Annotated in this window: 28 protein-coding genes; 24 read left to right on the forward strand and 4 right to left on the reverse strand. The window is 71.7% G+C overall.

Annotated features, from left to right (window positions below; all coding sequences use genetic code 11):
• Window positions 1–94: 94 nt before the first annotated feature.
• Entirely contained in the window at window positions 95–1,009 is a 915-nt protein-coding gene (locus AC21LY_RS10345; RefSeq protein WP_489046372.1) for a LysR family transcriptional regulator, read from the reverse strand.
• Window positions 1,010–1,129: 120 nt separating this feature from the next.
• On the opposite strand from AC21LY_RS10345, the gene AC21LY_RS10350 reads away from it, so the two are divergent.
• From AC21LY_RS10350 to AC21LY_RS10455, 22 genes are all read left to right on the forward strand, one after another.
• A complete protein-coding gene (locus AC21LY_RS10350) occupies window positions 1,130–2,092 on the forward strand; it encodes a ketopantoate reductase family protein (protein ID WP_489046373.1) in 963 nt (320 codons plus the stop codon).
• 3 nt (window positions 2,093–2,095) lie between these two features.
• Window positions 2,096–2,491, forward strand: coding sequence for a VOC family protein (locus AC21LY_RS10355; protein WP_489046374.1), 396 nt, complete (start codon window positions 2,096–2,098; stop codon window positions 2,489–2,491).
• Window positions 2,488–2,949 carry a MaoC family dehydratase gene (locus AC21LY_RS10360; protein ID WP_489046375.1) on the forward strand — a complete coding sequence of 154 codons (462 nt, stop codon included), beginning with the start codon at window positions 2,488–2,490 and terminating at the stop codon, window positions 2,947–2,949. Before AC21LY_RS10355 ends, AC21LY_RS10360 begins: the two co-directional genes overlap by 4 nt.
• A complete protein-coding gene (locus AC21LY_RS10365) occupies window positions 2,949–4,169 on the forward strand; it encodes a CaiB/BaiF CoA transferase family protein (RefSeq protein WP_489046376.1) in 1,221 nt (406 codons plus the stop codon). The genes AC21LY_RS10360 and AC21LY_RS10365 overlap by 1 nt, the downstream gene beginning before the upstream one ends.
• Window positions 4,166–4,999, forward strand: a complete 834-nt coding sequence (aroE, locus tag AC21LY_RS10370) for a shikimate dehydrogenase (protein ID WP_489046377.1) — start codon at window positions 4,166–4,168, stop codon at window positions 4,997–4,999. The genes AC21LY_RS10365 and aroE overlap by 4 nt, the downstream gene beginning before the upstream one ends.
• Before the next feature lie 40 nt (window positions 5,000–5,039).
• Window positions 5,040–5,498, forward strand: coding sequence for a type II 3-dehydroquinate dehydratase (gene aroQ, locus AC21LY_RS10375; protein WP_489046378.1), 459 nt, complete (start codon window positions 5,040–5,042; stop codon window positions 5,496–5,498).
• Complete coding sequence (locus tag AC21LY_RS10380) at window positions 5,491–6,555, forward strand: Gfo/Idh/MocA family protein (RefSeq protein ID WP_489046379.1); 1,065 nt, start codon at window positions 5,491–5,493, stop codon at window positions 6,553–6,555. Before aroQ ends, AC21LY_RS10380 begins: the two co-directional genes overlap by 8 nt.
• A gap of 652 nt (window positions 6,556–7,207) precedes the next feature.
• The gene (locus tag AC21LY_RS10385) at window positions 7,208–8,710 is read left to right on the forward strand and encodes a sugar transferase (RefSeq protein ID WP_489046380.1); all 1,503 of its coding nucleotides are present in this window, start codon (window positions 7,208–7,210) and stop codon (window positions 8,708–8,710) included.
• A 48-nt stretch (window positions 8,711–8,758) separates the two neighbouring features.
• The gene (gene gmd / locus AC21LY_RS10390; RefSeq protein WP_489046381.1) at window positions 8,759–9,787 is read left to right on the forward strand and encodes a GDP-mannose 4,6-dehydratase; all 1,029 of its coding nucleotides are present in this window, start codon (window positions 8,759–8,761) and stop codon (window positions 9,785–9,787) included.
• On the forward strand, window positions 9,787–10,752 hold the full coding sequence (locus AC21LY_RS10395) for a GDP-L-fucose synthase family protein (RefSeq protein ID WP_489046454.1): 966 nt from the start codon (window positions 9,787–9,789) through the stop codon (window positions 10,750–10,752). The genes gmd and AC21LY_RS10395 overlap by 1 nt, the downstream gene beginning before the upstream one ends.
• 2 nt (window positions 10,753–10,754) lie before the next feature.
• A complete protein-coding gene (locus AC21LY_RS10400; RefSeq protein ID WP_489046382.1) occupies window positions 10,755–11,978 on the forward strand; it encodes a glycosyltransferase family 4 protein in 1,224 nt (407 codons plus the stop codon).
• Entirely contained in the window at window positions 11,971–13,182 is a 1,212-nt protein-coding gene (locus tag AC21LY_RS10405) for a hypothetical protein (RefSeq protein WP_489046383.1), read from the forward strand. The genes AC21LY_RS10400 and AC21LY_RS10405 overlap by 8 nt, the downstream gene beginning before the upstream one ends.
• Entirely contained in the window at window positions 13,179–14,312 is a 1,134-nt protein-coding gene (locus AC21LY_RS10410) for a glycosyltransferase (protein ID WP_489046384.1), read from the forward strand. Before AC21LY_RS10405 ends, AC21LY_RS10410 begins: the two co-directional genes overlap by 4 nt.
• Window positions 14,309–14,908 carry a YveK family protein gene (locus AC21LY_RS10415; RefSeq protein ID WP_489046385.1) on the forward strand — a complete coding sequence of 200 codons (600 nt, stop codon included), beginning with the start codon at window positions 14,309–14,311 and terminating at the stop codon, window positions 14,906–14,908. Before AC21LY_RS10410 ends, AC21LY_RS10415 begins: the two co-directional genes overlap by 4 nt.
• Window positions 14,889–15,623, forward strand: a complete 735-nt coding sequence (locus AC21LY_RS10420; RefSeq protein WP_489046386.1) for an acyltransferase — start codon at window positions 14,889–14,891, stop codon at window positions 15,621–15,623. Before AC21LY_RS10415 ends, AC21LY_RS10420 begins: the two co-directional genes overlap by 20 nt.
• Window positions 15,624–15,625: 2 nt before the next feature.
• A complete protein-coding gene (locus AC21LY_RS10425; protein ID WP_489046387.1) occupies window positions 15,626–17,002 on the forward strand; it encodes an O-antigen ligase family protein in 1,377 nt (458 codons plus the stop codon).
• A complete protein-coding gene (locus tag AC21LY_RS10430) occupies window positions 16,993–17,613 on the forward strand; it encodes a Wzz/FepE/Etk N-terminal domain-containing protein (protein WP_489046388.1) in 621 nt (206 codons plus the stop codon). The genes AC21LY_RS10425 and AC21LY_RS10430 overlap by 10 nt, the downstream gene beginning before the upstream one ends.
• Window positions 17,610–18,176, forward strand: a complete 567-nt coding sequence (locus AC21LY_RS10435) for an LbetaH domain-containing protein (protein ID WP_489046389.1) — start codon at window positions 17,610–17,612, stop codon at window positions 18,174–18,176. Before AC21LY_RS10430 ends, AC21LY_RS10435 begins: the two co-directional genes overlap by 4 nt.
• The gene (locus AC21LY_RS10440; protein ID WP_489046390.1) at window positions 18,173–19,000 is read left to right on the forward strand and encodes a glycosyltransferase; all 828 of its coding nucleotides are present in this window, start codon (window positions 18,173–18,175) and stop codon (window positions 18,998–19,000) included. The genes AC21LY_RS10435 and AC21LY_RS10440 overlap by 4 nt, the downstream gene beginning before the upstream one ends.
• Window position 19,001: 1 nt before the next feature.
• Complete coding sequence (locus AC21LY_RS10445; RefSeq protein WP_489046391.1) at window positions 19,002–20,381, forward strand: lipopolysaccharide biosynthesis protein; 1,380 nt, start codon at window positions 19,002–19,004, stop codon at window positions 20,379–20,381.
• Window positions 20,365–20,943: an SGNH/GDSL hydrolase family protein gene (locus AC21LY_RS10450; RefSeq protein ID WP_489046392.1), complete on the forward strand. Its 579-nt coding sequence runs from the start codon at window positions 20,365–20,367 to the stop codon at window positions 20,941–20,943. Before AC21LY_RS10445 ends, AC21LY_RS10450 begins: the two co-directional genes overlap by 17 nt.
• A gap of 40 nt (window positions 20,944–20,983) precedes the next feature.
• Entirely contained in the window at window positions 20,984–22,000 is a 1,017-nt protein-coding gene (locus AC21LY_RS10455; protein ID WP_489046393.1) for a cellulase family glycosylhydrolase, read from the forward strand.
• Between the two features lie 12 nt (window positions 22,001–22,012).
• Here the strand turns inward: AC21LY_RS10455 and AC21LY_RS10460 are convergent, their stop codons facing one another.
• The 3 genes from AC21LY_RS10460 to AC21LY_RS10470 all read right to left on the reverse strand — a co-directional run bounded on the left by AC21LY_RS10460 (window position 22,013) and on the right by AC21LY_RS10470 (window position 24,740).
• On the reverse strand, window positions 22,013–22,738 hold the full coding sequence (locus tag AC21LY_RS10460; protein ID WP_489046394.1) for a hypothetical protein: 726 nt from the start codon (window positions 22,736–22,738) through the stop codon (window positions 22,013–22,015).
• Window positions 22,739–22,834: 96 nt separating this feature from the next.
• Complete coding sequence (locus tag AC21LY_RS10465) at window positions 22,835–24,055, reverse strand: lipase family protein (protein WP_489046395.1); 1,221 nt, start codon at window positions 24,053–24,055, stop codon at window positions 22,835–22,837.
• 16 nt (window positions 24,056–24,071) lie between these two features.
• Window positions 24,072–24,740 (reverse strand): TetR/AcrR family transcriptional regulator, encoded by a 669-nt coding sequence (locus tag AC21LY_RS10470; protein ID WP_489046396.1) that lies wholly within the window; start codon window positions 24,738–24,740, stop codon window positions 24,072–24,074.
• 109 nt (window positions 24,741–24,849) lie between these two features.
• Here AC21LY_RS10470 and AC21LY_RS10475 point away from each other — a divergent pair, with 109 nt between their 5' ends.
• Together AC21LY_RS10475 and AC21LY_RS10480 are read left to right on the forward strand one after the other, a co-directional pair.
• A complete protein-coding gene (locus tag AC21LY_RS10475; RefSeq protein WP_489046397.1) occupies window positions 24,850–25,305 on the forward strand; it encodes a nitroreductase/quinone reductase family protein in 456 nt (151 codons plus the stop codon).
• A 40-nt stretch (window positions 25,306–25,345) separates the two neighbouring features.
• Window positions 25,346–25,882: a YceI family protein gene (locus AC21LY_RS10480; protein ID WP_489046398.1), complete on the forward strand. Its 537-nt coding sequence runs from the start codon at window positions 25,346–25,348 to the stop codon at window positions 25,880–25,882.

A 25,882-nucleotide genomic window follows, 5' to 3' on the forward strand; every position in this document is an offset into this window, starting at 1 on the left:
GAGCCTCTTCAAGGAGCCCCCTAGAACTACCCCCCCCCCCCCCCCCCCCCCCCCCCCCCCTCTCCCCCCCCCCCCCCCCGGCGCGTGGCCCGGCTCAACCGTTCTGCGGCGCGTGCCCGAACAGGCTCATGATCCGCGCGCGCAGCCAACGGTTGGCCGGGTCGTCGGCGTATCGGGGATGCCAGTGCTGGCGGACCATGAATCCTTCGACGGGGACCGGGCATGCGTAGGTCGCGAGGCGGTAGTTGTGCGCCAGGGTCTCCCCGATGTGCCGGGGCAGGGTCACGAGCAGGTCCGTCGTCGCAATGATGGGCCCGAGTCCCAGGAAGCCGGGCAGTTCGAGGACGACGCGGGGCGTCACCCGCGCGGCGGCCAGGCCCTGCCGGAGGAGTTCGGCGCCCGTGCCGGACGCCACGGAGACGTGCCCCTCCGCCTGGTAGCGGGCGATCGGCAGCTCGCCCTTCAGCCGCGGGTGATGGAGGTTGGCGAGGCAGACCCAGTCCTGGGGGTACAGGTCCTCGCCCGCGACCCCGCTGCCGAGCCATGGCGCGTGGCCGATCGCGAGGTCGGCCTCGCCGGACTGGAGGACGCGAGCGGTGTTGCCGTCGATCTGCGCGGCGGCCAGGCGCACGCCCGGCGCCTCGGTCCGGATCGTCGCCAGGAGGCGGGGGAGCAGGGTGATGTGGCTGGCGTCGGTCATGCAGACCCGGAAGACGCGCCGCGCGGTCCGCGGGCTCCACGTGGCCTCGCTCGCGGTGAGCCGCCGCAGGGACTCGAGGACGTCGCGACTCGGCCCGATGAGGGCGTCGGCACGCGGCGTGGGAGCCATGCCGTCGGCGGTCTTGACGAACAGCTGGTCGCCGAGCAGGTGTCGCAGGCGCCCGAGCCCGATGCTCACGGTCGGTTGGCTCTGGCCCAGTTCCTCGGCGACCCGGGTCACGCTCCGCAGGTCGTAGAGGAGATCGAAGAGCCGCAGCAGCTTGGGATCGGGCAGTTCGGAGGGGTCCACGACTCCGAGTATGCGAGGGGTTATTGAAAATTTCAATGAGACTCAAGAGTTCATTGACATGACCTCGGACGGATTCCTAGCGTGATGCCGAGAGAGTTCCGATCGACTACAGGAGGCGAAGTGAAGATCGCGATCGTGGGTGCGGGCGCACTGGGATGTGCGTTCGGCGCCGCGTTGTCGCGGGCCGGGAACGAGACCTGGCTCGTCTCGCGGTCCGCGGAGCGGGCGGCGGCGCTGCGCGCCTCGGGACTCGTGCTCGAGGAGGCGGGGCGGGTCACCGTCGTACCCGTCCGCGCGACGGCGGACCCCGCCGAGGCCGGGCCGGTCGACCTGGTGATCGTGCTGGTCAAGTCCTTCGACACCGCCGCCGCGATGACCGCAGCGCTGCCGGTCGTGGGGCCGCGGACGCTGGTGATGTCGCTGCAGAACGGCGTCGGGAACGAGGAGACGCTGGCGTCGATCGTCGGCGCGGACCGCCTGCTCGCCGGAAAGACCTACGTCGGCGGCGTGACCCCGGCCCCCGGGCGGGTACGGGCCGACATCGAGGGCAAGGAGACCGTCATCGGGGAGCTCGACGGGCCCGTCGGCGCGAACGCCCGCCGGGTCGCCGACTGCTTCACCACGGCCGGGCTGCGCACCCGCACCGTCGACGACATCCGCGCCACCATCTGGGACAAGCTGCTGGTCAACGTGGGGACCGGCGCGATCACCGCGATCACCGGCCTGACCTACGGGCAGCTCTACAGCGAGCCCGACCTCCGGCGCACCGGGCTCGCTGCGATCGCCGAGGCGATGGCCGTGGCCCGCGCGGCCGGGATCGAGCTCAGCCTCGCGCGCGCCGAGGACGCCTGGGACCTCGCCGCGGCCGGGCTCTCGCCCGACTTCCTCACCTCGATGCTGCAGAGCGTGCGGGGCGGGCGGCGGACGGAGATCGACGTGATCAACGGCGCGGTCGTGCGCGCCGGCGCGGAGCGCGGCGTGCCGACCCCGGTCAACGAGACCCTCGTCGCGTGCGTCAAGGGGATCGAGCGGGCCACCCGGGACCGCCAGGACCAGAGCCTCACCGAGAGAAAAGGAGCCTAGAAGATGACAACGGGACCTTCGGCCTACCTGGAGCACGTCGCCATCACGGTGCGTGACATCCGCTGGCACATCACGTTCTTCGCCGATGTCTTCGGCCTGACGATGCGCGAGGTCGACGGCGACGTCGACGATCCGCGCCAGTACTGGACGCTGGGCGGCATCCAGCTGATCAGCGACCCCGAGCACGACGGTGCCGACGGGCGCCTCGCGCACCTCGGACTCATGTGCGCCGACCTGGACGCGGCGATCGCCGCCTGCCGCTCCAGGGGAGTGCAGTCGCTGCCCCGCGGGGAGAACTGGCTGCAGCTGCCCGACGGACTGGTGCTCGAACTCATGCAGGCGCGGCCGGCCGAGGCCGTCGCGCAGGCGCTCGCGGTGGACGCAAGGAAGGAAGCATGACAGGCATCATCGAGAAGTACTGGGACGACGCCCGCGAGGGCGACGAGTGCATCAGCCCCACCTACCGGGTCACGAAGGAGCGGATCCTCGCGTACGCGGACCTGACCGGGGACCACACCCCGGTGCACGTCGACGAGGAGTACGCGAACGCCAGCCACTTCGGCGGCATCGTGGCGCACGGGCTCTTCGGCCTGTCGATCGCGGACGGACTCAAGACCCGCTCCGACTACCGGTTCGTGCCAGGCATGTCGCTGGGGTGGACCTGGGACTTCCGGCTGCCGATCCGCGTCGACGACCTCCTTCACGTGCGGTTCCGCGTCGGCACGCTGCGGCTGAGTAAGAGCCGTCCGGGGTGGGGCATCGTCGTGCTGCCGAGCGAGCTGCGCAACGAGGCCGACGAGGTCGTCCAGCTCGGCGAGCACCGGCTGATGATCCCGCGGCGGGAGGGGACGTACTGATGCAGGCACGACCGCTCGAGGGCATCCGCGTCGTCGACTACAGCCACTTCCTCGCCGGCCCCTACGTGGGCCGCTGCCTCGCGGCGATGGGCGCCGACGTGATCAAGGTGGAACGCCCCGGTGCCGGCGACGCCGGCCGGCACCACCCCACCCTCCTCGACGACCAGCAGAGCGGCTACTTCCTGCAGCTCAACATGGGCAAGCGCGGCGTCAGCGTGGACCTGCGGGACCCGCGCGGCCGCGCGTTCATGGCCAAGCTGTGCGACTCCGCCGATGTCTTCGTCGAGAACTACCGCCCGGGCGCGCTGACCAAGCTCGGCCTGGGCTACGAGGAACTCTCCGCGCGGAACCCGGGCCTGGTGTACTGCTCGATCTCGGCGTACGGGCACACCGGCCCGGACGCGCACCGCGCGGGCTTCGGGCTCATCGCCGAGGCGAAGAGCGGCATCATGTCGATGATCGGCACTCCGGGGGAGCCGCCGCCGCTGCTGCGGGTCTCGCTGGGCGACATGTACACCGGGATCCACGCGGTCGCGGCGATCAACGCGGCGCTACTGGGCCGCGAGCGCAGCGGCCGGGGCCAGCACATCGACATGGCGCTCTACGACACGCTGTTCTCGATGCACGAGTACGCCGTGCAGAACTACACCCTCGCCGGGGAACTGCCCGAGCCGACCGGGCACGACATGCCGGGCTCCACGCTCTACGGCGTCTTCCGCGCCGCCGACGGCGACCTGGTCATCGCCGCGCAGATGGACGACAGCTGGCGCCGGTTTGCCGACCTGGTCGAGGCGCACGGCGGACCGGCCGGATTCGGCGCCGACGCCCGGTTCCACACCGGCGCCGGCCGCAACGCGCACCGCGAGGAGATCCTCGCCGCGGTCCGTCCGTGGGTGGCGTCCCGCACCGTCGCCGAGGTGCTCGCGATGCTCGACGGGGTCGACGTCCCCGGCGCCAAGGTGCAGCGGATCGACGAGGTGATCGCCGACCCGCAGATCGAGGCGCGCGGCATGATGCTCACCCAGGAGCACCCCCGGTTCGGCACGCTGCGGCTGCCGGACCTGCCCTTCCGCTTCTCGGACTGCGAACGCCCGACGCCCACCGTCGCGCCGGACCTCGGCCAGCACAACGCCGACATCGCGGCCGACCTCGGCTTCGCGCCGGACGAGATCGAGGCCCTGCTCGCCGACGGCGTGCTGCACACCAGGCCCGTCTCGTGACGGATCGGTACGCGGTGATCGGCAACCCGATCGGGCACAGCAAGTCGCCGCAGATCCACCGGATGTTCGCGGAGCAGACCGGGCAGGACATCGAGTACACCGCGATCGAGGGACCCCTCGAGCCGAGCGGCGCCTTCGCCGAGACGGTCACCGCCTTCTTCGCCGCCGGCGGCCGCGGGGTCAACGTCACGGCACCCTTCAAGCTCGCCGCGCTCGAGCTCGCCGACGAGGTCAGCGGCCCGGCCGCGCTGGCCGGCGCCGCCAACGCGCTGCACTGGGTGGACGGGACGATCCGGGCCGAGAACTTCGACGGTGTCGGCCTGGTGCGCGACATCGAGGTCAACCACGGCTTCCCGATGGCCGGCCGGCGGGTGCTGATGCTCGGCGCAGGCGGGGCCGCCCGCGGCGCGATGCTGCCCTTCCTCGCCGCCGGGCCCACCGAACTCGTGGTCGCGAACCGCACCGTCGCGAAGGCCGTCGACCTCGTGCGCGCCGTCGACAGCGGGGCCGCCGTCGCCGCCGGCTTCCCGGACCTGGAGGACATGGGCGGCTTCGACCTCGTCGTCAACGCCACCTCCGCCAGCATGTCCGATGAGGCGCTGCCGCTCCCCGCCGAGGTCTTCCGCCCGGACGGCGCGGCCTACGAGCTGTTCTACGGCCGCGGCCGTACGCCCTTCCTCGGCCAGGCCGCCGGTGCGGGCGTCGCCAGGCTGATCGACGGGGGTGGCATGCTCGTCGAGCAGGCCGCCGAGGCCTTCGATTGGTGGCGCGGGATCCGCCCGGACACCGCGGCCGCGATCCGCACCTTCTCCCCGCCCACCGCCATCTGACCGGTCGATCCCACCCAAGCAAGGAGCTCTGCAGAGAACAGTGTCCATCCTCGTCATCAACGGTCCCAACCTGAACCTGCTCGGCGTGCGCGAGCCGGGGATCTACGGCTCGGCGACGCTGGCCGACGTCGAGGCGTCCGTGGTCGCCGCGGGCCGGGAGGCCGGCCACGCCGTCGAGTGCTTCCAGAGCAATCACGAGGGTGCGATCGTCGACCGGCTGCACCTCGCGCGGACCGACGGCACCGAGTTCGTGATCATCAACCCCGGGGCGTTCACCCACACCAGCGTCGCGATCCGGGACGCGTTCGCCGGCACGGCGGTCCCGTTCGTCGAGCTGCACATCTCGAACGTCCACCGGCGTGAGGCCTTCCGGCACCACTCGTACCTCTCGGACATCGCCGTCGGCGTCATGGCCGGCTTCGGCGTGCTCGGCTACGAGCTCGCCGTCCGGTTCGTCGCCGCCGAGCTCGCGCGCCGGGCGGGGGCGGCCGATGAGTGAGGCTGTCCGGATCGCGGTGGCCGGTGCCGGGCTGATCGGGCGCCGGCACATCGAGGAGGTCGCGGCGTGCCCAGGCGTCGAGCTCGCCGCCGTGGTGGACCCGTCTCCGGCCGGCGCCGAGACGGCCGAGCGGTTCGGGGCCTCCGCGTTCGGCTCGCTGGCGGAGCTGTTCGACGGTGACCGGCCGGACGGGGTGATCCTCGCGACGCCGAACCGGCTGCACGTCGAGGGCGCGCTGGAGTGCATCGCGGCCGGAGTGCCGGTGATCGTGGAGAAGCCGCTGGCCGACACCGTCGAGGGCGGGCTGCAGGTGGTCGCCGCGGCGGAGGCGGCCGGGGTGCCGGTGCTCACGGGGCACCACCGCAACTACTCGCCGATCATGGCCCGTGCCCGCGAGATCGTGCACAGCGGCGCGTTGGGCCGCATCGTCGCCGTGACGGGGACCGCGCTCTTCCGCAAGCCGGACGACTACTTCGACGAGGGCGGCGGGTGGCGCCGGAAGGCGGGCTCCGGCCCGATCCTGCTGAACCTGAGCCACGACGTGAACAACCTCATCTCGCTCGCGGGTGACATCGTGCGCGTTCAGGCCACGGCCTCGAGCGCCGTGCGGGGCTTCGAGATCGAGGACACGGCAGCGGTGGTGTTCACCTTCGCCGGCGGCGCGCTGGGCACGTTCCTGGTCTCCGACGCGGCGGCGTCCCCGCGGTCCTGGGAGCAGACCTCCCGGGAGAACCTGAGCTACGACGCCTTCGACGACGAGGACTGCTACCACATCGCGGGCACGACCGGATCGCTGTCGGTGCCGACGATGCGGCTGCGGACCTACCCGGGCGGCTCCGGATCGTGGTGGGAGCCGCTCGAATCCGTGACCGACCGGCCTCGGCGCGAGGACCCGCTCGCCGCCCAGGTCGCGCATTTCGCGCAGGTGATCCGCGGCGAGGCGCAGCCGATCTGCTCGGCCCGCGACGGTCTGGCGACGCTGCGGGTGGTCGAGGCGGTCGCCGAGTCCGCCCGGACGGGTCTCCCGGTGGACATCCCCCGCCGCGACGCGGGCTGATCCGCCGCACGCGACGAGCGCGGCCGGACGGGCCGCGAGAAGGTACGACGCCCGGCCGGGGTATCCCCGGCCGGGCGTTCTGCCATGTCCGGCCGACCGCCGAGTGCCGTCCGCCGGCCGTGAGGCCGTGCGTATCGCACATGGACAATGCGATGCTCCCTGTCTCTCTGTCCACTCCGTTGTGCTCGAATTGATCACATTCGTGGGGCCCTTCGTGGCCGACCGGTTCGATGGCTCTCGTCCGAGTCGATGAAGGATGTTCACTGATTCGGGTGAATGGCCGATGAATGCGGCCCGCACGTATTGAGTGCCGTCGGAGACGCAGGGCGAGCAATATGAAATTGCAAACAGATGCAGAATGAGATTGCATCGATATGAGCAACGAAACGGACATCGATGCTGTTTGCAGGTCCGAATCGGGCGACTCTACCACTGTTACCGCAGCGAAAATATCGTCTCGGATCGCATTCTCATCGACTGGCATCGGGTGCACAACCCGCGTCCGCATAATCACCTCGCCTGGAACGCAATTCGCTTGAACCGGCCGATTTCTCGTGTCGGGAATTCGGTGAGGGCGCGTTGTAACATTGGTGAGTCAATCTGAGATACGACCGCTGAGTTCATTCGTCCGTATGTTTTTGATCCTCGAGAAGTGGGGGAGTGGGAAGTGGTCGTCATCCGTCGTCTCGTCGGTGCCGGCTCGTCGAAGCCGGCGACCGGTGCCGCGGTGCTCATGCGTCCCGCCGCGGGGCGGGCCCGGCATGTCCAGCGAGTGCGGGTCGCCGATACCGTGGTCATCACCGCGGCCGTTCTCATCGCCCAGGTCGTGCGCTTCGGCGGAGATCTGTTCACCCAGTTCGCGCACACCCCGATCCCCCTGGTCGTCTTCTCGGTGGGCCTCATCGTGCTGTGGAAGGTGGCGCTGCACCTGTCGCAGGCGGACGACGAGCGGGTCATCGGCTCCGCGGTCGCCGAGTACAACAGCGTGCTGACCGGCAGCCTCGGCCTGGTCGGCTGCCTGGCGCTCGTGGGCATGGTCACCAACTTCGTCTTCGCGCGCGGCTACTGGGCCCTCGCCTTCGGTCTAGGGGTCGCCGGCCTGCTCGCGTCCCGGACCTTCTGGCGGCGCCGGGTGTGGGCCGAGCGCCGCTCGGGCCGCCTCACGACGTCCCTCCTCGTCCTCGGGGACACCACGTCCGTGCGGAGGTTCCTCGCCTCCGTGCGCGCGAACCCCGACCGCGGATACCGCGTGGAGGGCGTGGTCCTCTCCGATGCGGCGGACCGCACGCCGTGCCGCGACGACCTGCCCGTCGTCTTCCCCGACCTCGAGACCGGCCTCGCCGCGCTGCGGGGACGAGAGGAGAGCGCCGTCGCGCTGACCGCGATCGACGCGCTCGAGGTGGCCGCGATGCGCGAGCTCACCTGGAAGCTCGACGAGTTGCAGATCGACCTCATGGTGGCCCCGGGCATGCTGGCCGTGGCCGGTCCGCGGATCAGCTTCCGCTCGGACGCGGGGCTGCCCCTGCTGCACATCGAGCGCCCGCGGTATCTGCGCGCGACGACCGCGATGAAGCGGTCCTTCGATCTCGTGGTGGGGACGGCGCTGCTGGTGGCGTTCGCTCCGGTACTGCTCGCGGTGGCGCTCGCCGTCAAGCTGGGCGACGGTGGCCCGGTCTTCTACCGGGCGGAGCGGATGGGACTGGCCGACAAGCCCTTCGGCATGTGGAAGTTCCGCACCATGGTGGTCGACGCGGACCGGATGCTGGCCGAGCTCGCGGACCGGAACGAGGCCGCGGGCGTGCTGTTCAAGATGCGCGACGACCCTCGGGTGACCAAGGTGGGGAAGTTCCTGCGGCGCTACAGCATCGACGAGCTGCCGCAGCTGTTCAACGTCGTCGGCGGCACGATGAGCCTGGTCGGCCCCCGGCCGCCGCTGCTCTCGGAGGTCGCCGCCTACGACGCGATGACCACCAAACGCATGCTCGTGCGGCCCGGCATGACCGGTCTGTGGCAGGTCTCGGGACGCAGCGACCTGTCCTGGGAGGAGACCGTCCACCTCGATCTGTCCTACGTCGAGAACTGGTCGCTCGCCTCCGACCTCCAGATCCTCTGGCGCACCTTCCGCGCCGTCCGCGACCACCACGGCGCGTACTGACCACGCCCTCCGCACACCTCCCTCCCCGCTCGACGAGTTAGGAACCCCATGGCAAAGACAGCACTCATCACCGGCATCACGGGTCAGGACGGCTCGTACCTGGCCGAACTGCTGCTCGCGAAGGGCTACGAGGTGCACGGGATCATCCGTCGTGCCTCGACGTTCAACACCTCGCGCATCGACCACCTCTACAAGGACTCGCACCAGGAGGACGCCCGCCTGTTCCTGCACTACGGCGACCTCAGCGACGGTGCGCGCCTGGTGACGCTCCTGTCGGAGGTCGCCCCGGCCGAGGTCTACAACCTCGCCGCGCAGTCGCACGTGCGGGTGAGCTTCGACGAGCCCGAGCACACCGGTGACACCACGGGGATCGGTGCCACGCGGCTGCTCGAGGCCGTGCGCATGTCGAAGATCGACTGCCGCTACTACCAGGCGTCCACCTCCGAGATGTTCGGCGCCACCCCGCCCCCGCAGAACGAGGAGACGGTCTTCTACCCGCGGTCCCCGTACGGTGCGGCGAAGGTCTACTCCTACTGGATGACCCGCAACTACCGCGAGGCCTACGACATGTTCGCGGTCAACGGGATCCTGTTCAACCACGAGTCCCCGCGCCGCGGTGAGACCTTCGTGACCCGCAAGATCACCCGCGCGGTGGCGCGGATCAAGGCGGGCCTCGAGGACCACCTGTACATGGGCAACCTCGACGCGATCCGCGACTGGGGCTACGCGCCGGAGTACGTCGAGGGCATGTGGCGGATGCTGCAGGTGGACGAGCCGAACGACTTCGTCCTCGCGACGGGCGTCAAGTGCACGGTCCGCGAGTTCCTGGAGACGGCCTTCGAGCACGCCGGCCTGGATTGGGAGAAGCACGTGCGCTTCGACGAGCGCTACCTGCGGCCGACCGAGGTGGACGCGCTGATCGGCGACGCCTCGCGCGCCGCGGAGCTGCTCGACTGGAAGGCCCAGGTGCACGCGCTGGAACTCGCGCGGATCATGGTGGACGCCGACATCGCGGCGCTCGAGTGCGCCGGGCGGCCGTGGATCGACACCCCCGTCGCGTCGGGAGCGAGCGCGTGATCGACGACTTCGTTCCCGGCCCCCTCGACCGCGACGCGCTCGTCTACGTCGCGGGACACCGCGGACTCGTGGGCTCGTCGATCGTGCGGGCCCTCATCCGCGCCGGCCACACCAACGTGATCGGCTACACCAGTGCGGAACTGGACCTGCGGGACCGCACGGCGACGATGGACTTCCTGGCGGACGCGCGTCCGGCGACGGTGATCCTCGCCGCCGCCCGTGTGGGCGGGATCGCGGCGAACAACGCCGAGCCGGTGGAGTTCCTGTCCGACAACCTGCGGATCCAGACCAACGTCATGGACGGTGCGCTGGCGGCCCGGGTGCCCCGCCTGCTGTTCCTCGGATCGTCGTGCATCTACCCGAAGTTCGCGGAGCAGCCCATTCGCGAGGACTCCCTCCTCACCGGCGTGCTGGAGCCGACCAACGACGCCTACGCCATCGCCAAGATCGCCGGCATCATCGGCGTGCAGGCGGTGCGGCGCGAGTACGGCCTGCCCTGGATCTCGGCCATGCCGACGAACCTCTACGGCCCGGGCGACAACTTCGACCCCCAGGGCAGTCACCTGCTCCCCGCACTCATCCGCCGCTACCGCGCGGCGGTCGAGGACCGGGCGACCGAGGTCGTGAACTGGGGCACCGGGACCCCGCGCCGGGAGCTGTTGCACGTCGACGACATGGCCTCCGCGTGCCTGCACCTGCTGGCGCACTACGACGGTGCCGCCCAGGTCAACGTCGGCACCGGAGTCGACCACACCATCGCGGAGATCGCGGGGATGGTCGCGCGGGCCACGGGGTACACGGGCCAGACCCGGTGGGACTCGTCCAAGCCGGACGGTACGCCGCGCAAGCTCCTCGACGTCGGCTCGCTGGCGGCGCTGGGGTGGAAGAGCACCATCGGGCTGCAGCGCGGCATCGACGAGACGGTCGCGTGGTACGTGGCGAACCGGGATCTGGTGCGGGCCTGACCATGCGGATCACCATCGTCGGGTTGAACTTCGCCCCCGAGGTCACCGGCATCGCCCCGTACACGACCGCGATCGCCGAGGGCCTCGCGGCCCGCGGCCACCGGGTCGAGGTCCTCGCGGGGCTGCCGCACTACCCGGGCTGGCGCGAGGTGCCCGGGTACCGGGGACGTCCCGTCGAACAGGCCGGGGGCGCATCGGTGCGGCGCCTGGGCCACTACGTCCCGCGCGGGCACAGCATGCGGACGAGGCTGCGGATGGAGCTCAGTTTCGGTCGGCTGGCGGCAGCGCGCCGCTGGGCCGAGCCGGACGTGGTGCTCACCGTGAGCCCGTCCCTGCTGGCGGCCGGGGCGGTGGTCGCGGCGGCGCGACTGCGCCGCGTCCCCAGCGTCGTCGTGGTCCAGGACCTGTACGGCAAGGGGGCCGGCGAGACGGCGGCGCTCGGTGCGGCCGCCGGTGCGCTCACCCGGATCGAGAGCGCGATCCTCACCGCGGCGTCGCGGGTCGTGGTGATCCACGACCGCTTCGCCGCGTCCGTGGCCGCCCTCGGTGTGCCCCCGCAGCGGATCAGCACCATCCGCAACTGGACTCACGTGCCCGAGATCGAACCGATCGACGTCGCGGACATCCGTACCGGCCTCGGCTGGGGCGCCGATGAGGTGGTCGTCCTCCACACCGGGAACATGGGCCTGAAGCAGGGCCTGGAAAACGTCGTCGACGCCGCCCGGCTCGCGGACGCGCGCGGCCTGCCGCTGCGGTTCTGCCTCGTCGGTGGCGGCAATCAGCACGAGCGGCTCGTCGCGGCCGCCGCCGGCGTCGGCGCGATCGAGTTCCGGGACCCGCTGCCCTCGAAGGACTTCCTGCGCGCCCTGCGCGCCGCCGACGTCCTCCTCGTCAACGAGCGCCCGGGCGTGGCGGAGATGGCGGTCCCGAGCAAGCTCACCTCCTACTTCGCCAGCGGCCGGCCCGTCGTCGCGGCGACCGATCCCGGCGGCACCACGGCGAGCGAGATCCGTGCCGCGGGCGCCGGCACCGTCGTCCCGCCCGCCGATCCCGAGGCACTGGTCGAGGCGTGCCTGGCGATGGCCGCCGATCCCGACCGCGCCGCGGCGCACGGCGCCGCGGGGCGGGAGTTCGCCGAGCAGCGGCTCGGCGCCGCCCACGCGATCGACGAGTACGAGCGGGTGTGCCGGTCGGTGGCCCGGAGCCGGAGCACCGCCCATGTCTGAGACGTCCGAGATCATCCGGGTCGGCGAGCTCGACCGCCGGTTCGCCGGCGGCCCCATCATCTGCGTGGTCGGGCCGGTCCGGGGGAGCGCGGAGATGCTCCTGCCGCGGCTGCGCGCGATGTTCCGGTGCGGGCCGGACTACCGCGTCGGCCTTCTGCCGGACCGCGGCAGCACCCGGTGGCGGAGGGTCGAACCGGACGAGTCGTGGGTGATCGACGACCCGGACTTCGACCGGAGCGACATCGGGGCCGCGGTGCGGCGCCTGCACGCCCGCCCGGTGACGCCCCCGATCCAGGTCGGCATCGTGGACCGGCACCTCCTCGTCCGGATCGACCACGGGGTCGGAGACATGGGTCTCATCTTCGAGATCGTGGCGGCGCTGTCCCAGGCCGGCGGCCCGACCGCCACCGGCTTCGTCGATCCCGCACCGACTTTCGGATTGCGCAGGCCCGTCTCCCGCATCGTCGCCCGCCAGCTGGCCGACGAGCCGAAGGCGACCCTGCGCGCCGTGCAGCGGCTCCTCGGCGAGCGCCTGCGCCGCCCGGACCCCGCCGCCGCGGTGCACGTCCTCGAGGGCGAGGTCGCGTCGTCGTACTCGGTGTTCGTGCGGTCGGATGACGACTACCTCGGGGCCCTGACGCGCGCGCGCCGCCGCGCGAGTACTCCCGCTTCGGTGAGCGCGCTCCTCGCGCGGGCGGTCGCCGAGGAGATGTCGACGCTGCATCCGGGGCTCGACGACGTGCACATCGTCGTCAGCCTGCGGGGCCGCGTCGCCGGTGACCGCGACGCGGCGGGCAACCTCACCGCAGTCGTGACGGTGCCGGTGCGTCCGCCGTCCGATTTCGCGACTCGGTTCGACGCTCTCGTGCGCTCGGTGGAGGTCCCGGTCAAGCTCGCCCTGTCCCTCGTGCAGTCGGCGGTCACCCGCCGCACCGATGCGCCCGCGGCGAGCGGCCCCTCCCTTTCGGTCTCCAATCTGACCCGGGCCGCGACCGCGGCGCGGATCGGCTGGGACGCCGAGCCCGCCGAGCGCATCTGCGCGGTCGGTGCCCCACTCACCGACCGCGGCGCCCTCGCCGTCGTCCTCTCGCAGGTGGGTTCGCAGGTCCAGGCCACGGTGCACTTCGACGCCGCGGTCCACGACCCGACCATGGTCGAGAAGGCGCTCGCGCGCGCCCTGTCCGGCGAACGGTGGGCCGGATGAGGATCCTGCAGATCGCGACCCTGTTCAGTCCGGACGGCGCCTACGGCGGCCCGACCCGGGTCGCCGTCAACCAATGCCGGGCCCTGCGCGAGCGCGGCCACGAGGTGCTCATCGCCGGCGGAGCGGACGGATACGCGGTGCGCCCCACGCAGTTCGACGGCGTGCCGGCCCGGGTGTACCCCGCCCGACGGGTGCTTCCGGGAGCAGGCTTCGCGGGCCTCACGGCGCCCGGGGTCCTCCGCCTGCTCGTGGGCCTGCGCGCCGACCTCGACGTGGTGCACGTGCATCTCGCGCGGGACCTGGTGACCCTGCCCGCGCTCCGCGCAGCACAGCTGCTGGGCCTGCCGACCGTGGCGCAGACGCACGGCATGATCGACCGCAGCGGCAATCCGCTCGCCGCGCCGCTCGACCGCGCTCTCACCGGTCCCGCGCTCCGCGCGGCGGGTGCCGTGCTGTACCTGACCGGGACCGAACGTGCCGACCTGTCGGCCGCCATCCCGGGCGAACTGGCGATGACGGAGCTGCCGAACGGCGTTCCCGAGCCCGGTATCGTCGCCGCCCCTGCCGGTCCCGCCCCCGAGGTGCTCTTCCTCGCGAGACTGCACGAGCGCAAACGGCCGGATCTCTTCGTGGACGTGGCGCGCGAGTTGGTGTCGGGCGGCACCCGGGCCGTCTTCACCGTCGCCGGCCCCGATGCGGGCCGGGGGGCCGCGGTCGCGGCCGCGGCCGGAACGGCCGTGCGGGTCGAGGGCGCGATCGACCCGGACGCGGTCTCCGACCGCATCGCTCGCGCGGCCGTCTACGTCCTGCCGTCGGTCGACGAGCCCTACCCGATGTCGGTGCTCGAAGCCATGGCCGTCGGGCGCCCCGTGGTCGTCACCGACAGCTGCGGCCTCGCGGGCGTGGTGTCCGACGGTGGCTGCGGCATCGTCGTGGACGCCTCGCGGGAGGCGCTGCGCGGCGCGATCGCGCGCCTGCTCGAGGACCCCGCCGCGGCCGCGGAGATGGGGCGCAGGGGCGCGGCTCTGGCCCGCGAGCGGTTCGGCATGGCGGCGATCGCCGCGCGTCTGGAGACGGTCTACGACCGGGCCCGGGCGCGCGTGCCGCACGGTGCGGGAGCGCTCTCATGACGGGCAGGCGCACCGTGACGTGCATCGTCGTCGTCCTCGGCGCGCTCCTGGGCGCGCTGGCCGGAGCGGGAGCCGATCGTCTCGGCCAGTGGCAGTACGAGGCCACCGCGTACGTCGCGACGTCCGCGAGCGACATCACCTCCGACCCCAGCTCGGTGTACCAGAGCTCGTACGGCGTGTGGCGGCTCCCCGAATACGAGGCGATCGTGCACTCGAAGAGCTTCCTCACCCGCGTGGTGGCCGACAAGCACCTGGGGGTCTCTCCCGACGAGCTGGCCCGGCGCATCCACACCGGCACCGCGGCGAAGAAGACCGCGGTGCTGACGATCAGCGCGACCGACTCGTCCGCGGTGATCGCCGCGGCGCTGGCGAACTCCGTCGCGGAGGCGCTCGCCCAGGTGATCGAGGAGCGGGAGCGGGAGGTGGACGTCCGTGCCACCGTCGCGGCCGCCGCGGTGCCCCCCGACCGTTCGGACGCGCCGCCGCTGTCCCTGGTCGTGCTGCAGTCCGCCGTCGCCGGGGTCGTCATCGCCTGGGCACTGATACTTCCGATCGTCCGAACAAGGAGGACACACCGTGGCATTCGTACTGCGTAACCGCGAGGACCGCTCGGGGCTCGCGGCCCTGTTCGTGTGGCTGCTGCCGGGCTCGCGGCTCAAGACCCGCGTGCTCAACGCCCTGGGCAACGAGATCCACCCCGACGTGACGGTGGGCCCGAACCTGGTGATCGCCTGCGGCCCGTTCCGCATCGGGGACAAGGCCCGGGTCGGCTCCCTCAACACCTTCCGCAACCTGTCGGAGGTGCGGATCGGCGGGGGCTGCTTCTTCGGGAATCTCAACTCCATCACCGCTCATCCCGACTTCCAGTCGAGCCATCCGTGGGCGGGCAAGCTCATCCTCGATCCGGAGTCGGGCGTGACGAGCCGGCACTACCTGGACTGCTCGGGTGAGATCCGGATCCACCGCATGGGCGCGATCGGCGGGGTCCAGTCGATCCTGCAGTCGCACGAGATCGACCTGCGCCGCAACGAGCCCAGCATCGGCCGGATCTCGATCGGTGAGTACGGGCTGACCGCGACCCGGGCGCTGGTCCTCAAGGACGCGCACGTGCCGCCCCGCTCGGTGCTCGCGGCCGGGGGAGTCCTGATGCGCGGTGACACCGGCGGTAAGGAGGGCATCTACGCGGGCAATCCGGCACGCTTCGTCAAGGAACTCGGCGATGCGAAGTGGATGAGCCGCACGGATCTGGACACCCCGGTGCGCCCGGCGGGCACCGCGTCGTCGGACTCGGCCTCCGAGGCGGTCGACTGAGCGTGGTCCTGCTTCTCGCGGCCGCGGCCGCGTTCCTCCTCGTGGGCGCTCTGCTCCCGGGGTCGACCCTCCGGCTCCCGCCCGGCGCGCAGCGCCGGGCGGCGGTGGCGACGGTGCTGCTCACCGCCTGGCCGGCGTCCTGGACCTTCCTGTTCGGGCCGCTGCTCTTCGGCGGCGTCGCGCCGTCGTACTACCCGGTGATCTGGTACGGCCCCGCGATGGCGGCGGGCTTCCTGATGCTGGTGCGGAACCTGAACTCGCCGCGGGCGCATCCCGACCGGGCGACCCTCCTGATCGCGAGCGTCAGTGTGCTCACGCTGCTGTCGGTCGTGCTGGCGCCGAAGAACTCCAGCGACATCATCCGCTGGGTGATGGCGGCACTGCTCTTGTCGGGCGCGGTGATGGCCGCGGAACGGGTGCCGGCGCAGGCGATCACGGTGGGCTGCCGGATCGCGCTCGCCTGGGTGGCCACGTCGGTGCTCGCGGCCGTACTGGTCAACCCGGCGGTGATCGGCGATTGCCGCGCCGACAAGTGCGGAATCGCGGGGCAGGTACTGACCTCGCCCTTCGCCGGGAACGGCAACATCCTGGGCCTCTACGTCGCGATGCTCCTGCCGTTCGCGGTGCACCGGGCGGGACTTCTGCGGGCGGGCGCCACGCTCGTCGGCGTCGTCGGGATCTGCGAACTCGCGGGTTCTCGCTCGGCGTACATCGGCGTCGCCATCGCGACCGCCGGATACCTGGCGCTGGCGGTGTGCCGGTCGCGCCGGAACCGGATGGCCGTGCTCGCGACGGGGCTCGTCTGCTGCCTCGCGACGTCCCTCGTCCCCGCTGTCATGGTGTACGGGAACGAGGCATTCACCTTCCGCGGAACGCTCTGGAACCGGGCCAAGGAGTTCGTCGCGGACCGCCCCGTCTTCGGGTCCGGGCCCACGGCGTGGGAGAAGTTCGGGCTCACGTCCGTGGAGGACGCGAACTACTCCCCGCACAACATCTGGCTCGACACGACGGTGTCGGTCGGGCTCTGGGGCGTCGCGGTGATGGTCGCCGCGCTCGCGCTGAAGATGTGGCGCAGCGACGCCGACGACCGCGCGGCCATCGGCCTGTACGTCTGCACACTGCTGGGGATCGGCACCCTGGAATCGCTGTTCGTCCCGTACTTCCTCGGTATCGCACCGTTCGTCGCCGTCCTGCCCCTGCTCGTCGGCGGAGCGCCCGAGGCCACGGACCCGCCCGACGCGCCCGATGCGGCCGCGGAGCCCGAGGCGGCCGAGGGCCCCGCCCCGCCGGTACCGGAGCGCTCCGACCCCGTCACCGAACGAATCTCATCCCCCGCCACGACCGTGGCGGCCACCACACCGGGAGACCCATGGACATGATCATCAACCTCGTCCGTCGCAGGATCGCACTGATCCTGCTCTGTGCCGTGATCGGCGCGGCGGTCGCGGCTGGGCTCGCGCTCACCGGCGGGCAGTCCTACCGGGCCACCGCCAGGCTCTTCGTGGCCACGTCCGCGCAGGACGTGGCGACCGCGAGCCAGGGCGACCTCGCCGCGAAGTCCCGGGTGCGGACCTACGCCGCGCTGGCCACCAGCCAGGACGTGCTGCGGCAGGCCGCCAAACGGGTGACCACGCAGACCACCGCATCGGACATGAAGTCGGCGATCACCGTCTCCAACCCGCCGGACACGGTCCTGCTCGACGTCTCCGCGACCGCGAACGATCCCTCGGTCGCGGCGGCGAAGGCGCAGGCCCTGGCGGACCAGCTGGTCGCCACGGCGACGCTGGTCGAGAAGCCGATCAGGTCGGGACCGCCCTCGGTCGGCCTGGTGATCCTGCAGCCCGCGGCGAGCGGTGTCACGACGGTACCGAGGTTCGACCCGCTGACCTTCGGGATCTACACCGGCGGCGGCCTGATCGCCGGACTGGTACTCGCACTGCTGATCCCGGAGCGCGTCCGGCTCCGCGGGAAGCGGAGGCGGCGCCGATGAGCGCGCGCGACACGGACACGGCGGCGCCCGCCGTCTTCCGCGATCTGTCCACCTTCGACGGAGCCGGGATCGACCGGGGCCGTTCGGTCGCGGTGCGGTGCCTCTGGCTCGCGGTGCAGGGCACGGTCCTCATGCGCTGGTGGTTCCCCAACCGTGCGCGCATCGCGGTGCTCCGCGCGTTCGGCGCCACCGTCGGCGCGGGATGCATCGTGCGCCACCGGGTCCGTATCGAGCTGCCCTGGTTCCTCGAGATCGGCGATCACAGCTGGATCGGGGAGGGGGTCTGGATCATCGACAAGGCGCCGGTCCGGATCGGCTCGCACGTCTGCGTATCCCAGGGTGCGGTGCTGTGCGCGGCGAGCCACGACCCGCGGCGCCCCGATTTCCCCGAGGTCGACCGCCCCGTCGTGATCGGCGACGGTGCCTGGATCGCCCTCGGTGCCACAGTCCTCTCCGGTGTCACCGTCGGAGTCAACGCCGTGGTCCGAGCGGGAGAGGTCGCCGCCCGCGACGTCGATCCCGTCCGGATCGACGCGGCGCACACGGAAGGAAGACGACGATGAGCGACAACGGAACGCAGGCACCGACGATCTCGGTGCTCATGCCCGCCTACAACCCGGGGCGGTACCTCGAGGAGGCGGTGCGCAGCGCCGTCTCGCAGTTGGGGCCCCACGACGAGCTCGTGGTCCAGGACGCGAACTCGAACGACGGGTCCGCGGAGGTCTTCGCGGCGTGGGCGGCATCCGACCCCCGGGTCCGCGTCGTGCACGAGAAGGACGGCGGGCAGAGCGACGCGCTCAACCGCTGTCTCGCCCGGGCACAGGGGGACTGGTGCGTCTGGCTCAACGCCGACGACGTCCTCGTCGACGGCGCACTCGACGCGGTGCGCGCGGCGATCGTCGCCCGGCCCGAGGTGGACCTCGTCGTGGGGGCGAACCAGATCCTGCGCGCCGAGGGCGACGTGGTCGACGACTACGCCGGCCACGCCCTGACCCGGGGGTACATGGTGAGCAGGGGCTGCGCCGCGTTCTCGGGGTCGATCGCGATGCGGTCGGACTTCCTGCGGCGGGTGGGCGGCTTCGACGCCCGGCTGAACACGATGATGGACCTGGAGCTGCAGCTGCGCATGGCAGACGCCGAGCCGCGCCAGGTCGTGCTCGAGCACGTCATCGGGGCCCTGCGCTTCCACGAGGTCTCGAAGTCCGCCAACCTGTGGCGCGAGTTCGTCTCCGAGAGCCACGAGGTGCGGATGGCGCACGCGAACACGCCGGCCCTCAAGGCTGCCGCCCTGATGTGCACGGGCATGCATCTGGCGTCGGTGCCGATCTTCCGGATCCGGCTCTCGCCGACGTACCGCGCGTTGCGCAAGTCGGTGGTTCGGCGCTGACGTGGGACGACACTCGGCACCTCCCCGGCGGAGCGTGCTCAACTCGGCGATCGGGCGGGTCACCGCGCGAGTGGTGAGTTCCGTCGCGCTCGGAGCGTGCCTCATCCTCCTGGCGCGGGGCACCGATCCGCGCTCGCTCGGCGTCTTCATGACCGCCTACGCCGTCGGGTTGATCGGCGGCGCCGCGGTGGGCTTCGGCGCCCCGACGAGGGTCCTGCGGGCGCCCGCCGAGCGGCCCGGAACGGCGGCGGCGCTGTACCGGGTGCACACCGCCGTGGTGTGCACCGTCTTCGGCGTCGCGGTCCTCGGCGCCCTCACGGTGTCGACGGTGGTGGCCGCGGGCGTCGTCTTCGCCTGGGGCGACACGGTGCTGAACTACGCCCAGGCGCACCTGGTCGCGGTGGGCCGCGACCTCGCCGGCAACCTGCTGATCCTCGTCCACCGGATCGTCCCGCTGCTCGTCGCGGCCACCGGCGTCCTGGTCGCGGGCAGCGTCTCCTTCGCCGTGCTCGGGTGCGCGCTGACGATCCCCGTCGCCCTCGGTGTGCTCGTGCCCCGCCGGCGTTCCGAGCGGGCGCCGGGGGTCGGCCGGCGCGAGGTCTTCGGCCCGGGCTGGACCGGGTATCTCGGGTACACCGGCGCGGCGATGATCAGCCAGCTGCAGGTCCCCGTCCTGGGTGCTGCGGGCGGGGCGGCGATGACCGCGCCCTACGCCCTGGCGGCCCGGGTGACCGGGCCCATCACGCTGGTCACCGTGTCGCTGACCCAGGTGCTCGTGCCGGAGCTCGCGCGCCGCCGCAACGATCCGGCGGCGTTCCACCGGATCTTCCGCGCGATCATCCTCGGCTGCGCGGCCTACCTCGTCGTGATCGTGGCGGCATGCTGGCCCGCCGCGCTGGTCGTGACGGCCCTGGCTGGCCCGCAGTACCACGACGCGACGGTGCTGGTGGCGGCGTGCATCGTCGCCGCGGGGCTGAGCGCCAACAGCCAGGGGCTCAACGTCAAACTGCTCGCCCTCGGCCGGCCGCAACGTGCGACCGTCGCCATCGTCACCGGCAACCTGGTCGGGCTGGCGGTGCTCTTCGCCGCCGGGACCACCGCAGATCTCCGGTCGGTCGCGTGGGCGCCGATCGTCACCGAAGTAGTCGTGCTGGCGCTGATGGCGCTGGCCATCACCCGGCATATGCCGGACCCGGCCGGGTCCGGCGAAGGAGAGGAATCCTCGTATGTGGAGCGTGTCGAAACTCGCGCGAGCGGCCCTGGTCGCACTGATGCTGACAGCGTCGAGCGGATGCGCGGCGGAGTACGTCGATCCGGTGTCGTCGGTGCCGGTGTCCTCGGTGCCCGCGTGGGCGGGTACACGGGTGGCCATCGTCGGTGACAGTTTCACGGCGGGAACCCAGTTCGGTGGACAGGGGGAGGCCAACTGGGTGTCCCGCGCCCGGGCACGGCTGCAGCAGGACGGTGCGTCGATCGACCTCGCCGTGTCCGCCTACGGCGGGCAGGGCTATCTCGCGCGCGGCGAGGGCGGGCACACCTTCGGCGATAGCGAGAAGGCGGTCGTCGACGCCGATACGGTGGCGCTCGTCGTCTTCGGCGGTTCCAACGACATCAACGCCAAGGGCGATCTGACGAAGGCGGTGCAAAGCCTGTGCGCCGCGGCGAAATCGACCGCGCGCGCGATCAAGATCCTCCTGGTGACCCCGGCGTGGCCGAGTTCGGCGGCCGGCGTCGTCGCGGTCGCCGACAACGCCGCGGCACTGAAGAACGCGGCGAAGGGCTGTCCGGCGGAGGTCTTCGACCCCGTCGCCGACCGTTGGTTCCCCGATCTGGACAAGCGCCGCAAGGAGTTCATCGGCACGGACGGCATCCACCCCACGGACGCCGCGCACGAGGTCTTCGCCGACCGGATCTACCCGTGGATCAAGAACTTCGCGAAGTAACGGCAGCGGTACGCTCAAGCTCAACCTCGGAGGAATGACAATGATCATCGCTCGACTCCTGGCCACCGTGATCCTCGCGATCTCGAGTATGTCCGTCACCGCGCTCCCCGCCCGTGCGGCCGTCTGGATCCCCGTGGGGGTGGCCACCGTCTGCACGCTCCAACCCGGTTGCAACGCCTACGACGAGGCGAACAAGACCGCCGCGGTGGGCGGCAAGCTGACCAGGATCCCGGTCCCGTGGAACCTGGTCCAGCCCTACTCTGCGACGGCCTACGACTGGAGCCGGGTCGACGCCGCTGTCGCCGGCGCGCGCAACTCGGGGCTGATGGTCCTGCTGGTCCTGTACGGGCCCGCGCCGGTGTGGGCGCAGGCGCCGGGAGCGAATCCCGTGGGGACGGGTAATCCGCCCGCCGATCCCCAGACCTTCGGGACGTTCGCGCGGGCCACGGCGCAGCGGTACGCGGCGCAGGCCAGCGCCTTCGAGGTGTGGAACGAGCCGAATCTGCCGCACTACCTGCAGCCCCCGACGGCCGCGACCTATTTCCCGCTGCTCAAGGCGGCGTACCAGGGGATCCGCGCGGCGGGAGCGCAGCAGCCCGTGGTGACCGGGGGCACGTCGAGTTCGCCGGACGGGACGCCGGACGTGACCTTCCTGCGCGATCTCTACGCGGCGGGCGGCAAGCCCTACTTCGACGCGGTGGGCGTGCACCCCTACACCTTCCCCCAGCCGATCACCGGGAACGGTTCGGGGATCTTGGTCAACGGCTATCAGGTGATGCAGGCCAACGGCGACGCGGCCAAGAAGATGTGGATCACCGAGTACGGACAGCCCACCGGCACCAGCGCGGTGGCGGTGCCGGAGCAGCAGCAGGCGCAGATCATCGTGGATGCGATCCAACGGACGCAGCAGTTGAGCTGGGTCGGTGTCTTCGTCGTCTTCAACACGCGCGACCTGAGCCCCGATCCGACGGTCATCGACGCCAACTTCGGGCTGTTCCGGTACGACGGGAGCCCGAAACAGGCGGCCTTCTCGCTGCGGTCCCTACTGGTGGGGTGAGACGCGCCGGGCTCAGCCCGGCCGGAGGCGGCTCAGTCCGCGCCGTGCCGGGCTGAGTCGGCGCGCGAACCGGATGCCCGCGCTGTCCGCGTGCGGGTCGCCGTAGTGCACGATCAGGGTCGCGCGCAGCCGGTCGGGCGCGCAGGGCAGGTTGCCGTGGAAGGCGCGGTAACCCCAGAACGCGTAGCCGTTGCCCGGGGTCATGTCGACGATCGACTCCTCGCGGCGCGCCAGGGCACGAGCGGTGACCCACCGGCGGTAGCGCTGATTGTGCGTCAGGAGCTTGTCGACGGCGTGCCGCGCCACCGTCCGGCGGAACGGGCGGTGGTTGGGCAGCACGATCAGTTCGCCGAGGGGCTCGTCGTCCGCGGGCCCAGGCTCCGGCAGTTCGATGGGGATGACGATCGTCAGGACGTAGGCGTCGTAGTGCAGCAGCCCGGGGGTCTCCCGCCGGTCCGGCCCCGCGAGCACCCGGAGGAAGCTGGGCAGGCGCCGCCCGTCACCGGTCGCACCCGGCCAGCGTTGTTCCGCGACGCGGCGCACCAGGTCGATGAGGGCCGGGTCGGTGACGAGCGCCGCGGCCGGCGCGTGCGTCCGGACATCGGGATCGACAATGGTGAAATCCCGGCTACCGAATTCCTGGAGATTGTCCGAAAGTCGTTTTCGTGACTCCTCGATCCATTCTTGCGACACCAATCCGGGTAATTCGACGACGCCCTCCCGGTCGAGTGCGGACACCAGATCCGATGCTGATTCCGGCACGCGGAGAGTCGGCTGTGGTACTGCGGATTCCATGCGTCGCTTCTCCTCATCGGCGGTCCCGGGCTGAGCGTATCAACCGGCGGGACGTGTGCCGGAGGGGCATGTGGATCGCATGGGGCGTTGGGCGATTCGATCCGCCAGCCAGGATATGACCTCGTCGAGGTCCGACGGTGCGTAATGGCCGCCCGAACGGGTGCGGTGATCGACCGGCACGCCCGCCGTGCAGAGCTTCGCGACCGCGGAATCGGTCCACTGCGGAAGAATCAACTCGTCGCCCGTGCCATTGATGACGAGAGTGGGGACGGCGCGATTCGGGCGATTCGGGAGCTCGTTCTCACTCAGGTAGCGAAGAAATCGGGCGCTGCCGTCCACGCTCGATGCGGTGGCGCCCGGGCGCACGTCGTCGGGTCCGATCGGCGGTCCGGACGGGTCGATCCACGGCGTCGGGCTGGTGCCGGCGCAGCCCTTGGTGAAGTCGCCGGCGTGCTTGAGCAGCGTGCCGTGGAGCACGTCGCTCGTCTGCAGCGTGGGATCCGAGGCCTGGGCTCCGGCGACCAGCTGCGGCAGGATCGAGTACTGGGCCGGGGTCAGCTTCCCGCTGGCGATCAGCGTCCCGAACTGCAGTGACAACGCGGGCACGGCCATGGCGTTCGCGGCGATCCGCAATTCGGGCGTCGCGGTGGGGGCCAGCTCGGCGGCGGCTTCGGTGGCTCGGCCGCCCTGCGATACCCCCAGCAGGAAGACCCGGTTGGACAGCTGCGCCGAGGCCTTTCGTGCCGCCCGCACGGCCCCGAGGACGTCGTAGCCGTGGCTCGCCGAGTTCAAGTACGGGTGACGTCCGGCCGATCCCAGCCCCAGGTAGTCGGGCATGACCACGGCTGCGCGCAGCTTCGTCACCGCGGCCAGCACGATGGGGAGGTTCTGGTACATGCCGGAGTCGAGGGTCGGCGCGCACTGCGGCTGCACCCCGGTGGTGCCGTGCCCGAAGGCGACGATCGGCCAGCCGCCGGGAGGTGGATCGCCGGCGGGCAGGTACACGCCGGCGGTAGCGGCCGCGGGGGAGCCGCCGGGGCCGATCGTGGTGTAGGTGATCTTCTCGGCCTGCGAGGTCGCGGACGACAGCTGCCGCGCGACCTTCGGTGCCGGACCGCTCGTGATGAGCGTGCCCAGGACCCGTTGGTCGGCGTGCAGTTCGATGCTCGGAAAGGTCTGCGGCGGCTCGTCGGTACCGCAACCGGCCGCCGTGGCGGCGGCCAGGACGAGGGCGAGGAGGCCGCGGAGGGGGCGATTCACGTGTCCAGGGTAGTGATCAATCCAGACCGAGGAGTCCGGCTCCGTGCTCGAGGGTGTACTCGAAGAACGCGTCCGCCGGTTCGAGGGTGTTCGCGAACTGCCCGAACAGCTCGAACGTGATCGCCCCGAACAGCTGCGTCCAGGCGAGGACCCCGAGCGCGAGCAGGCGGTGATCGGCGCCCGGGGCGACGGCGTCGGCCACCGCGCCGAGCTGCGCGTCGAGTTCGTCCGACGGGGCCGGGCCGGTGCGTGTTCCCGCCGCGGCGATCCGGGCGAAGGCGCCGGAGACGCGGATCGCCGCGGCGGTCGTCTCGGGCGGTGCGTGATATCCGGGCACGGGGGAGCCGTACAGGAGGGCGTACTCGTGGGGGTTCGTCCGCGCCCAGTCGCGGACCGCGTGCCCGCACGCGAACCATGTCGCCCGTGGGCCGGTGGCCGCGGCGTCGGCCGCCTCGACGGCGTCGCCCAGGGCGTTGTAGGCGTCGGTGATGAGCCTCGTCAGCAGCGCATCGCGGCTCGCGAAGTAGCGGTACACGGCGGAGGACGCCAGCCCCAGGTCGCGCGCCACCGCCCGCAGGGAGAGCGCTGCGGCCCCCACCTCTCGGAGCTGCTCGCGGGCGCTGCGGGTGATCTCGGAGGTCAGCTCGGCGCGGGCGCGCTCGCGGGCGGTCTGGGCGGCGTTCACGGCTCCATTGTTGCACCGATACGAAACGAGAGCACTGCTCTTGACAACGGTCCGGCCGGGGCGGAGCATTGCACTCGAACGAGAGCACTGCTCACACTTGGAGGATCTCATGACCGCACCCGCCGCCGATCACGTCCGCCCCGGCCGGACGGCCACGGCGTTCAACAACCTCGTCGCCTGGCTCGCCCGCCGGGGCGTCTCCGTCTACGGCAGCCGCGAACTCGCGGTGCGCGGGCGCACGTCCGGTCAGTGGCGCACGGTCCCCGTCAACGTCCTCGTCGTCGACGGTGCCGAGTACCTCGTCGCGGCCCGCGGAGTCACCCAGTGGGTGCGGAACATCCGCGTCGCGGGCGGCGGCGAGCTGCGGCTCGGGCGGACGATCGAGCCGATCACCGCGGTCGAGGTCGCGGACCCGGTGGCGAAGGTGCCGGTGCTGCGCGCCTACCTGCGCAGGTGGGCGTGGGAGGTGGGCGCGTTCTTCCCGGGCCTGTCCGCCGACAGCTCGGACGCCGAGCTCGGGGCCGCGGCGCAGCGGCACCCCGTCTTCGTCCTCGCGCGAGCCTGACCGGCTGCCGGGCGGCCTCCTCGGCGGTACCGTCGGGGACGTGAGCGAGAGCAGGATGATCGATCAGTCCAGCGGCGTGCTGGAGGTGCACACCGGCGTCGCCGGCCGGTCCGCCCGGCTGGGGCACCGCCTGGTCCTCGCCGTCCGTACCTGGCAGGTGACGGTCGAGCTCGACGGTGACCTGCCCCTCGCGCTGGCCGTCACCGCCCGCGCCGGCTCCCTCGAGGTGGTCTCGGGCGAGGGCGGCCTCACCCCGCTGAGCGCGCCGGAGCGGGCCGTCGCCACGGCCAACGCGCACCGCTCCCTGGAGGTCAAGAAGTACCCGGAGATCGGCTACCGGTCCACCTCGATCGAGCCCTCAGAGAACGGTTTCCGCGTCGCCGGCGCGCTCACGATCCACGGTGTCGAGCGACCCTGTGCGTTCGCGCTCAACTACGAGGACGGCGAGCCGGCGCCCGCTCTGGCCACGGCCGTGCCGGTGCGGCAGACGGACTTCGGGATCAAGCCCTTCTCGCTCATGATGGGCACGCTGCAGGTGGCGGACGAGGTCACCGTCGTCGCCCGCGCGCTACCGTGA

The organism is Tsukamurella sp. II2bb, assembly GCF_057815145.1.

Coding starts and splice junctions, on each gene's coding strand:
- AC21LY_RS10455 (WP_489046393.1), top strand. CDS start 20,984: ATGATCATCGCTCGACTCCTGGCCACCGTGATCCTCGCGATCTCGAGT.
- AC21LY_RS10435 (WP_489046389.1), top strand. CDS start 17,610: ATGAGCGCGCGCGACACGGACACGGCGGCGCCCGCCGTCTTCCGCGAT.
- AC21LY_RS10405 (WP_489046383.1), top strand. CDS start 11,971: ATGTCTGAGACGTCCGAGATCATCCGGGTCGGCGAGCTCGACCGCCGG.
- AC21LY_RS10380 (WP_489046379.1), top strand. CDS start 5,491: ATGAGTGAGGCTGTCCGGATCGCGGTGGCCGGTGCCGGGCTGATCGGG.
- gmd (WP_489046381.1), top strand. CDS start 8,759: ATGGCAAAGACAGCACTCATCACCGGCATCACGGGTCAGGACGGCTCG.
- AC21LY_RS10360 (WP_489046375.1), top strand. CDS start 2,488: ATGACAGGCATCATCGAGAAGTACTGGGACGACGCCCGCGAGGGCGAC.
- AC21LY_RS10410 (WP_489046384.1), top strand. CDS start 13,179: ATGAGGATCCTGCAGATCGCGACCCTGTTCAGTCCGGACGGCGCCTAC.
- AC21LY_RS10415 (WP_489046385.1), top strand. CDS start 14,309: ATGACGGGCAGGCGCACCGTGACGTGCATCGTCGTCGTCCTCGGCGCG.
- AC21LY_RS10365 (WP_489046376.1), top strand. CDS start 2,949: ATGCAGGCACGACCGCTCGAGGGCATCCGCGTCGTCGACTACAGCCAC.
- AC21LY_RS10475 (WP_489046397.1), top strand. CDS start 24,850: ATGACCGCACCCGCCGCCGATCACGTCCGCCCCGGCCGGACGGCCACG.
- AC21LY_RS10355 (WP_489046374.1), top strand. CDS start 2,096: ATGACAACGGGACCTTCGGCCTACCTGGAGCACGTCGCCATCACGGTG.
- AC21LY_RS10440 (WP_489046390.1), top strand. CDS start 18,173: ATGAGCGACAACGGAACGCAGGCACCGACGATCTCGGTGCTCATGCCC.
- AC21LY_RS10430 (WP_489046388.1), top strand. CDS start 16,993: ATGGACATGATCATCAACCTCGTCCGTCGCAGGATCGCACTGATCCTG.
- AC21LY_RS10400 (WP_489046382.1), top strand. CDS start 10,755: ATGCGGATCACCATCGTCGGGTTGAACTTCGCCCCCGAGGTCACCGGC.